Source organism: Collinsella sp. D33t1_170424_A12, from assembly GCF_015554865.1.
Classification (GTDB): Bacteria; Actinomycetota; Coriobacteriia; order Coriobacteriales; family Coriobacteriaceae; genus Collinsella.
Genome location: NZ_JADNJJ010000188.1, coordinates 1 through 8,744 on the forward strand (window position 1 = coordinate 1; position 8,744 = coordinate 8,744).

At 65.9% G+C, this 8,744-nt stretch carries 11 protein-coding genes; all 11 read right to left on the reverse strand.

Features of this window, described 5'->3' with window-relative positions; translation table 11 throughout:
• Positions 1 to 94 precede the first annotated feature (94 nt).
• Positions 95 to 733: a phosphate propanoyltransferase gene (gene pduL / locus I2E26_RS07920; RefSeq protein WP_195420299.1), complete on the reverse strand. Its 639-nt coding sequence runs from the start codon at positions 731 to 733 to the stop codon at positions 95 to 97.
• Positions 726 to 1,100, reverse strand: coding sequence for a hypothetical protein (locus I2E26_RS07925; protein WP_195420300.1), 375 nt, complete (start codon positions 1,098 to 1,100; stop codon positions 726 to 728). Before I2E26_RS07925 ends, pduL begins: the two co-directional genes overlap by 8 nt.
• A gap of 14 nt (positions 1,101 to 1,114) precedes the next feature.
• The gene (locus I2E26_RS07930; protein ID WP_195420301.1) at positions 1,115 to 1,384 is read right to left on the reverse strand and encodes a EutN/CcmL family microcompartment protein; all 270 of its coding nucleotides are present in this window, start codon (positions 1,382 to 1,384) and stop codon (positions 1,115 to 1,117) included.
• Positions 1,371 to 1,676, reverse strand: a complete 306-nt coding sequence (locus I2E26_RS07935) for a BMC domain-containing protein (protein ID WP_195420302.1) — start codon at positions 1,674 to 1,676, stop codon at positions 1,371 to 1,373. Before I2E26_RS07935 ends, I2E26_RS07930 begins: the two co-directional genes overlap by 14 nt.
• Entirely contained in the window at positions 1,677 to 2,522 is an 846-nt protein-coding gene (gene eutJ, locus I2E26_RS07940) for an ethanolamine utilization protein EutJ (protein ID WP_195420303.1), read from the reverse strand. It abuts the gene before it with no gap.
• Positions 2,515 to 3,105, reverse strand: coding sequence for a hypothetical protein (locus tag I2E26_RS07945; protein WP_195420304.1), 591 nt, complete (start codon positions 3,103 to 3,105; stop codon positions 2,515 to 2,517). The genes eutJ and I2E26_RS07945 overlap by 8 nt, the downstream gene beginning before the upstream one ends.
• Before the next feature lie 27 nt (positions 3,106 to 3,132).
• Positions 3,133 to 3,591, reverse strand: a complete 459-nt coding sequence (locus tag I2E26_RS07950) for a EutP/PduV family microcompartment system protein (protein WP_195420305.1) — start codon at positions 3,589 to 3,591, stop codon at positions 3,133 to 3,135.
• Positions 3,588 to 3,926 carry a BMC domain-containing protein gene (locus I2E26_RS07955; RefSeq protein ID WP_195420306.1) on the reverse strand — a complete coding sequence of 113 codons (339 nt, stop codon included), beginning with the start codon at positions 3,924 to 3,926 and terminating at the stop codon, positions 3,588 to 3,590. The genes I2E26_RS07950 and I2E26_RS07955 overlap by 4 nt, the downstream gene beginning before the upstream one ends.
• A gap of 10 nt (positions 3,927 to 3,936) precedes the next feature.
• A complete protein-coding gene (gene cutD / locus I2E26_RS07960; RefSeq protein WP_195420307.1) occupies positions 3,937 to 4,881 on the reverse strand; it encodes a choline TMA-lyase-activating enzyme in 945 nt (314 codons plus the stop codon).
• A gap of 69 nt (positions 4,882 to 4,950) precedes the next feature.
• A complete protein-coding gene (gene cutC, locus I2E26_RS07965) occupies positions 4,951 to 7,491 on the reverse strand; it encodes a choline trimethylamine-lyase (RefSeq protein ID WP_195420308.1) in 2,541 nt (846 codons plus the stop codon).
• A 14-nt stretch (positions 7,492 to 7,505) separates the two neighbouring features.
• Positions 7,506 to 8,744: aldehyde dehydrogenase family protein (locus I2E26_RS07970; protein ID WP_195420309.1), on the reverse strand; the 1,239-nt coding region annotated here is incomplete at its 5' end.

Genomic DNA, 8,744 nt, shown 5'->3' on the forward strand with positions numbered 1-8,744 from the left:
CGACCGCGCCTACGAGTCCCTTGGTCTCGATCATGCCGAGTGCCTGCGTCATGTTTGCCATCTTGATCTCCTTCTTGTTGCAGGGTTTCTATACCTACTTGATGATTCGAACGACCGCGCCGTTGGATATGCGCAGCGCGTTCGCTTCCTCCGTATCGATGTGGCAGTCGAGCTCGCTGGTATCGTTTGCTCGAATCACCACGTTATCCAGACGGCCGCCGCGCTCGCCGCCGAAGGCGATCGACACGACCTGGCCGTCGGAAAGCCCCATCGCGGCCGCCTGCGCGGACGACATGTGGATATGGCGCGCGGCGACCATAACGCCGCTGGGGAGGGCGACCGTGCCCGCAGGGCCGGCGAGCGTGACACCCGGCGTCCCCTCGAGCTTGCCGCTCATGCGCACCATCGCGGGCACGCCGAGCTTGAACGAATCGCCGGCGAGGATCTCGACCTGGGTCTGGGGCCGTACGGGGCCGAGCACGCGCACGCGCTCGATAACGCCCTTGGGGCCCACCAGCGTGACGGTCTCCTTGGCGGCGAACTGTCCGGGCTGGGAGAGGTTCTTGATGGGCGTGAGCTCATAGCCCGCGCCGAACAAGGCCTCGAGATCGGCCTGGGACAGATGCACGTGGCGGCCGGAGACGCCCACCGTGGCCGTGAGTCGCTCGGCGGCGCGCTCGCCCATGAAGCCGGCGAGCAAGCCGGTCAGGTCCTCGAGCGTGGGATTAGCCATGGCACGCCTCCGATTTCAAACCGCTCAGCATGCAGGCGAGCTCCTGCTCGGTCCAGATGCCGCGATCGACGGCCGCGCGGATGACCTTCTCCATCTCCTCGGCGCTCAGCGCCGGCTCGCGGTGGTCGCAGCATGCGGCGGGCGCCGGGGCCGGCTCGCACGAGCCACCGCGGCACGGCGGCTGGGGCTCGCACACCTTGGCGGGAGCCGGGGCGGCCGCAGCCTCGTGCGCGCACTGGAGAAGCACCCCGTGCTCGCGAGCGAGGTCGCGCGCCTGGGCGGTAACGATGGTGTTATCGTCGACCAGCAGGTTCTCGCCCTTGGCGGCGGCGTCCTCCACGTCTTTCGCGCTGATCAGTCGTTTCATTCCCTCCTCCTTTCCTACAGACTCACGTCTTCGTCGATGATTCCTACGATGACCGCATCCACGGGCGCGTTCACGCCGAAGCGCTCGCGCACGAATTGGTAGGCGCTCGAACCCGTGGTCACCAGCACGCGCTCGCCGATACCGGCGCTGATGGTATCGATGCACACGACCTGGCGTCCGGCGTCCATGCCGGTGAGGACCTCTACGCGCATGAGCTTCATGCCCTCGAGCTCCTCGTACTTGTTGGTCGCCCAGATCGATCCGATGAGCTTACCGATAACCATGGGACTCGCCTCCCTCCCGCTCGATGCGGTCCAAACATTCAACGACCTCCGCCGTATCGCCGGCGATGGCCAGGAGAACCATGTTTTGCGGGCAGCTCCCCCGCACGTCGGTCACGCACACGCCCGCCGTCTTCTCGGCGATATCGCTGGCGACCACCATGTCGATCAACTTGCCCTGGACCAAGCCGACCGCCGCGGGAGCGAAATCCTCGCCCCACCGCGCGCCGCTACGCGCCCGGATGATATTCATCGTTCCGGCCGAGGGCGCCTTGATGATGCGGATGTCGATCATCTAGCAGCCCCCTTCCTGGGCGCGGGCCCGACAGCCGCAGGCGATGCCAAGCGGCGTCACGAACATGGGGCGGCTGGGTTTCACCACGGGCAGCCCCAGCTGGTGCTCCATGCGCTCCTCGATGCCCGTGAGCTCGGCGGTGCCACCCACCAAGACGACCTCGGGCACCGCGAAACCGCGGCACGAGCGCTCGACGATGCTCGCCACCTTGTCGACGGTGGGTCGCACGACGCGAAGCACCTCGGCGTGGTTGGCGGCGTCGCGCTTATACGCCTCCGCCTCGTCGAACCCCACGCCCTTGGCGCCGGCAAGCACCAATGAGAAGTGGGTGCCGCCCGTCGACTCGTCGACGCACTGCACCACCTCGCCCTCGGAGAGCACCGAGATGCCGGTGGTGCCGCCGCCGATATCGACCACGGCGCCGTTCTTGATGCCCATCACCATGTTGGCGGCGGTGGGCTCGTCGAACACGCCCACCACGTCGAAGCCGGCGCTCTCGGCGACGTTGCGGACCACGCCGCCGTCGAGGTTCTCCGTCCCCGGCGGGATGGCCACGGCCGTCTGGGTGAGCTCGCATCCCAGGCGCTGCTCGAGGCGCTCCTTGAGCGAGCGGGCGATGTCGCAGGCCCCCATGTAGTCGACGACCATGCCGTCGCGGACCACGTCGGCGAACTGGTAGGCGCAGGCCACGGGCTCGCCCGCGGCATCGATCACCACCAGGACGATGAACGCCGTTCCCACATCCAGGCCGCAGTAGAGCTCCGCTCCCTCGGCCACGGGTTCCGGCGCGTCGACCGTCGCCATGAGGACGTCGAGCAGACGGTTGGTTTCATGCAGATCAACCATGGTCGACCTCCTCCTGTGCCAGGGCGATCGCATGCGCGATCTGCGAACGGATACGCTGGGCCTCGCAGCCCCATGCCTCCACGCGCGCGCGAGGCTCCTCGGCCATATCGGCCGCGGCGCTCGTCCAGAAATGCGCGGTGCGGACGAGCTCGGCGTCGATCAACGCCGCCTCGAAGTAGATCGGATGCAGCTCCGGCGCGGGCACGGGCAGCTCGCCCGGCGCCTCGCCGTCGGCATCCGCGACGACGCCGGCCTCGCCGCGCTGCCACGCCGCTCCCGCGGCCCCGCAGACGCGCGCGAGGGCGCGGCAGATCCCCTGCGAGCGCTGCGAGAACAAGCAGAGCTTGGCACCCAGCACGCGGACGTCGTCGAGAAAGGAGTCGCACAGCCGCTGGTCGACGGGCGCGGAAGCGCCGTGTGCGGCCACGGGCTTCGCCGCGGCCCCGGCATCGAACGTGATGCGGAAATCGACCAGAAACTGGCGAGCACCCGGCGTCAGGCGCGTGTCGGGCGCAAGACGATAGGTCTCGAACGGGCACGCTGCGTATTCATCGCGCAGCTCGCTCTCCGTCACGTAGCGCATGCTTCCTCCTCTCGGTCTCGTTACCAATCAATCCAGGGCGCCGCACCCGGAGTGCGCGACAACCCATTCCAGCAATTCCTCCGTGCCCTCGCCCGTCTCGGTCGAGACGCACAGGACCTCGGTGCACCCCGCGGCCTCGAGCTTGGCGACGCCCGCGGCACGGGCCTCGTCCTCGAGGGGGGCCTTGGTGAGGACCCCCAGGCACGGACAGGTGAACGCCCGCGCGTAGCCGCTGGAGTAGAACGTCTCGCCCGTCTGGCCGTCAAGCAGCATGAGCAGGGCGGACGCCTGGTTTTGCGCCAGCATGATGATGATGCTGTGCATCCAGTGGTTCTCGATATAGCGGCCGGGAACCTCGAAGCAGCGCGTGCGGTAGAAACAGTCCTCGCGGTGGGCGTGATTCGACTCCGCACCCTCCACCAGGTCCGCCAGCGTCGACTTCCCCGATCCATCGAGACCGATCACCATGAGGCGCTTGAGACTCACGACCGCGTCACCTCCGCGCAGCAGAAGCCCATCTGGTCGTGAAGGAACCGCACGACCTCGCCGATGGCGGTCTCGACGCTCTGCACGTCGCCGAGCACGACCACCGACCCCGTGAAGCGGTCGAGGAAGCCGATCGAGACCGACGCCGCCTTGGAGGCCACGTCCGCCGCGATGATGGCCGTCTCCTCGGGCGAGAGCGTGAGGATGCCGATGGACTCGCCGCTCGGCACGCCGATGCGCTCGTGGATCTCGGGGCCGGGACTGGCGATGACGTGCGCGATCGTCACCTGCTTGCCGGGGACGGACTCCTGGATGATGCGCGATAGCTGCTCCATGCCCCTCCCCTTAGTGGCTCACGAGGTTGACGGTGAAATCGGCGTCGGCGATCCAGGTCCTGATGCGCGTCAGGTCGGCCTCGGAAAGCGAGGGATCGTCCTTGATCGCGTAGTCCAAGTCCAGCTGGCTGTACTTGCCCACGCCGAGCTTGTGGTACGGCAGCAGGTCGACGCCGTCGAAGTTCTTCTGATAGCGATAGGGCGTGAAGAAGGCGATCACGGCGTCGATCTCCTCCTTGCTGTCGTTGACCCCCTTGAGCAGGGGCATGCGCACGCGCACGTTGAAGCCGTTCTCGAGCAGGGTGCGGACGTTCTCCAAGATGAGCTCGTTGTTGGCGCCGGTCCACTGCTTGTGCTTCACCGGGTCCATCTGCTTGATATCGAACAGGAACAGATCGACGTGCTCGGCTACCTTGAGCAAGGTCTTGGTGGGAACGTAGCCGCAGGTCTCCACGGCGGTGTGGTAGCCGCGCTTATGGCAGGCCACCAGCAGGCTGAGCGCCGCCTCGGGCTGCGCCAGCGCCTCGCCGCCGGACAGCGTGATGCCGCCGCCGGACATGCGGTAGAAATCCGCATCCTGGTCGAAGAAGGCCAGCAGCTCGTCGATGGACTTGTCCTCGCCCATGATCTTGATGGCGTTGTGCAGGCAGGCTTCCTCGCACAGATGGCAGCCCATGCACTGCACGTCGCGGCGCACGCGGTGCTCGCCGCCCACCATCTGGTGGATGTCGACCGGGCACACGTCCACGCACGCACCGCAGTTCACGCAGGCCGTGGACTTGAACATGACCTCGTGCTCGCGATGCTGGCTCTCCGGATTGGAGCACCAGGCGCAGCGCAGCGGGCAGCCCTTGAAGAACGCCATCGACCGAACGCCGGGGCCATCGTACATGTTGTACTTCTGAAGGTTGAATATACGAGCTTTGCGCTCTACATTCGCTTGCTCAAGACTCAACGCCCTACCTCCTTGTGTATCCCGGCGTTCGGCTGGTACCCGCTGCGCGTGCGCGCCTCGATCGTGTTGCTAGAACTTGGTGAGCATGGTGCGGCTGATGATCTCGTCCTGGACGTCCTTGCACAGCTCGACGAAGAACGCGCTGTAGCCCGCGACGCGCACCACCAGGTCGCGATGCTCCTCGGGATGCTCCTGCGCCTCGAGCAGCGTCTTGTTGTCCAGGTAGTTGAACTGCATCTCGCCGTTGCCGTACATGCAGGCCGTGCGCAGCAGCGTGACCAAGCCGTTCTCGCCCTCGGGGGTATCGAGCAGGCCGGCCATGAGCTTGAAGTTGTGCACCATGCCGATGTTCATGCTGTCGTTGGCCATCTTGGAGACCGACTTGATGATGGCGGTGGGGCCGTTGAAGTCGGCGCCCTGCGTGGGGCTGATACCGTCGGAGAGCGGCGTCCACGCGCGGCGGCCGTTGGCGGAAGCACCCGTGAGCTGGCCGAACGGCGTGTTGTTGGAGATGGACAGCGTGCCGTGGGACAGGCGCGAGTACAGCGTCTTGAACTGGCTGTGGATGTGCTCGGTGTAGTGGACGATGTCGGCGCAGATGTTGTCGGCGTAGTCGTCGTCGTTACCGTACTTGGGGGCCTTCAGGCAGTCCTGGCGCATCTGCTCGTAGCCCTCGAAGTCGGCCTTGAGGCCCTCGTTGAGCTCCTCGAGCGTGTACTTGTGATCATCGAAGACGAGCTTCTTGATCGCAGCCATGGAGTCGGCATAGGTGGCCAGACCGCTCCACACGACGCCCGGGCCGAAGTTGTACATGGCGCCGCCGGCGGACACGTCGCGACCGTGCTCCATGCAGCCCTCGAACATGATGGACATGAGGGGCTTGGGAGCCATGTCGCGGTGGACGCGCTGGGAGATGACGGTAGCGACCGAGGTCCACTTGGTCATGTAGTAGATGGTGTCCTTGACCGCGTGCTCGAACTCCTCGTAGGTCTTGTACTGCGACAGCGGACCCTGGTCGGGCGTGACCTGCTTGCCGTACCACAGCGGCACGCCGTGGTTGAGCGTGAGCTCGATGGCGATGGGCCACTGCGTGTAGGACGTGGAGGTCCACTGGTACAGGCGACCGGACTTCTGGGGCTCGACGCAGCCCATCATGCAGTAGTCGCGTGCATCCTCGACGGAGATGCCCTTGGCGAGCATCATCTTGATGTGGGAGTCGTCGAAGTGGCAGGCGGGGAAGCCCATGCCGGAGCGAACGACGTCCACGATCTTGCGGAGGTACTTCTCGGGCGACTTGTTATGGATGCGGCATGCCAGCGAGGGCTGGTAGATCTTCACGTGGCGCACGGCATCCATGAGCAGGTAGGTCAGGTCGTTGGTCGCGTCGGCGCCGGCGCGGGTGACGCCGCCCAGGGTCATGTTGACGAAGGGCTGGTAGCCGGCGAAGAACTTCGAAGACGCCTCGCTGGTGACCCACATCATCTCGCTCATCTTGATGAGCATGCAGCCGGCCAGGTCGAAGGCCTGGTAATTGGTGAGGCGGCCGGCCTCGATATCGGCCTTGTAGAACGGGTACATGTACTGGTCGACGCGGCCGATGGACATGCCGGTCTGGTTCTCCTCCACCGGGAGCAGCGACTCGATGACCCACACGGACTGGATGGCCTCCCAGAAGGTGGAGGGCTTATGAGCCGGGACGTTGCGCAGGTTGGCAGCGATCTGCTCGAGCTCGGCGCGGCGGCGCGGGTTCTGCTCGGCGCGGGCCTTCTCGAGCGCATAGTCGGACAGACGGCGGGCGTAGATCATGACGCCCTCGGTGGTCTCGACGATGGACTTGTAGAAGTAGATCTTATCGAGGTCGTCGGGGTTCTCGTAATCCAGGTGGGCCAGGTACTCCTTGGCCTCGTCCTGGATGTCCTGCATACCCTTCTTCATGAGGATGACGTCGTAGCCGGGGTTGGAGTCGCCGCCGCCGTTCACCTGGTGATACGAGCAGTCGGAGACGAAGGACTCGCCGGAGAGCTCCCAGACGCCCGCCTCGCGGTACTGGTCCTCGCAGTACTCGTCGAGCGATTTGCCCTCCCAGAACGGGAAGAGCTCCTCGCGCATGTATTTCTTATCCTCTTCGGAGATGAAGAACGGGTCCTGCGGACGGGTGCCGATGGTATCGATCTCGTCGCGCAGCCAGCGCCAGGCGATATCGGGCGAGAACGCGCCGGCGCGCGGGGCGCCGCAGGGAGAGCCAACGATGAGCTCGTCGTCCTGGATGACCAGCGGAGCGGTCTCGCAGCAGTAGCGGAAGCACTTGGCGCGCAGCAGGATCTTGGGCATACCCGGGTTCTTCTTGGTGAACTCGGTGACGGCGCGGGCGCGATACGTGGTGATGGTGGGCACCTGCTTCAAGAAGTTCTGCTTGAGGCGAACGTGGCGCTCGGTCGGGCCGTCGGGAATCTCGGTGGGATCGGCCGCCGGGGTGGCGACCGCGGTGGAAAGCGGGCGGTCGAGCTGGTCGTACACCTGCTCGAACATCTTGCGGACGGTGTCGCGCTGCTCGTCGCTCATCTCCTTGGTGGCGTCGGACAGCTCCTTTGCAAACTCCCTGATATCCATCCTTACCTCTTTTCTCAGTACGTTTGAACGTCTTCCAGCAAGCTGGAGAACCAATTGGACGAAGATGCGGGCGCGGGCTGCGCATGCGGCTCCGCCCCCTCGCTACGGGCCGGACGCCCCTCGCATGCGCTGGCGCATGGCTCGGAAACGTCCGCTCCGCCTGGCTCCATAAGGCCCGCGCCCGCCAGCAGCGAATCGTCGGCACACGAGGAGCCGATGCCCACCTGGCGGCGGCGGATGAAGTCTCGGTAGGTCACGCCCATGTCCGATGAGCAGGCGTTGTCCCACCCGGTAACGGTCAGCGTCTTGGGCAGCGTCGAATGGCAGCCGGTGGCTCCCATGCCGGTGCCCACGTTGACCAGCACGCGTCCGACGGGCTTCTTGAGGACGAACTGCCTCACCACCTCGCCGTCGCGCGAGAAGATCGAGAGCGCGTTGCCGTCGCCGCTGTTCAAGATCAGCTCGATGCACTTCTCGCACGCACCGCGCCAGCTCTCCTCGACGTAGTAGGACAGCACCGGTCCGTACTTGGCCTTGGAAAACACGCTGTGCTCCGAGACGTAGGGCTTCTCGACCACCAGCACCTTGGTGCTCTCGGGAACCACGAGGCCGGCGCGGCGGGCCATGTCGAAGGCCGACTTGCCGATGAGCTCGCGGTACGGGGTTCCGTCCGGCTTGAACAACGTGGAAGCGAGCACCTCGGCCTCGTCGTCGCGCAGGAAGAAGCAGCCGCGCGCCTTGAGCTCGGCGCGAAACGCGGCATCGACCGCGCGCTCGACCACCACGGACTGCTCGGCGCCGGGCATGGTGCCGTAGCAGAAGGACTTGCCCGCCACGACCTCCTCGGCGCACGCGCCCAGGTCGGCCGTCTCCTCGACGAAGACCGGATTGTTACCGATCGATGCGTGGTAGACGTCCTTGCCGCCCAGCTCGCTCGTCACGACGCGCTCGTATTCGCGCGAGTCGATCACCATGCGAACGCCCGGCTGCTCGGCGAGCCATGCATCGCCCTCCTCGGACCACTGATGCAGGAAGCCCAGGGCCTCGATCGGATAGTGGCATGCGGCGGCGACCTCGGCCACCTCGTTCATCACGGCTTCGCAGGTCGCATGCGTGCGCACGCGAGCCGAGAAGATCACGGGGCTCTTCGCCTTCACCGCGCAGACGAGCTGGCTCAGCATCGTCGGCACACTCAGCCAATCAGGAAGATACGAGACGACGACGCCCTTGGGCAGGCCGGTCTCGACGCCGTG

Bases quoted from the DNA above. Each gene is read 5' to 3' on its own strand.
- I2E26_RS07925 (WP_195420300.1), bottom strand. From the start codon at position 1,100: ATGAAACGACTGATCAGCGCGAAAGACGTGGAGGACGCCGCCGCCAAG.
- I2E26_RS07945 (WP_195420304.1), bottom strand. From the start codon at position 3,105: ATGCGCTACGTGACGGAGAGCGAGCTGCGCGATGAATACGCAGCGTGC.
- I2E26_RS07935 (WP_195420302.1), bottom strand. From the start codon at position 1,676: ATGATCGACATCCGCATCATCAAGGCGCCCTCGGCCGGAACGATGAAT.
- pduL (WP_195420299.1), bottom strand. From the start codon at position 733: ATGGCTAATCCCACGCTCGAGGACCTGACCGGCTTGCTCGCCGGCTTC.
- eutJ (WP_195420303.1), bottom strand. From the start codon at position 2,522: ATGGTTGATCTGCATGAAACCAACCGTCTGCTCGACGTCCTCATGGCG.
- I2E26_RS07930 (WP_195420301.1), bottom strand. From the start codon at position 1,384: ATGGTTATCGGTAAGCTCATCGGATCGATCTGGGCGACCAACAAGTAC.
- I2E26_RS07955 (WP_195420306.1), bottom strand. From the start codon at position 3,926: ATGGAGCAGCTATCGCGCATCATCCAGGAGTCCGTCCCCGGCAAGCAG.
- cutC (WP_195420308.1), bottom strand. From the start codon at position 7,491: ATGGATATCAGGGAGTTTGCAAAGGAGCTGTCCGACGCCACCAAGGAG.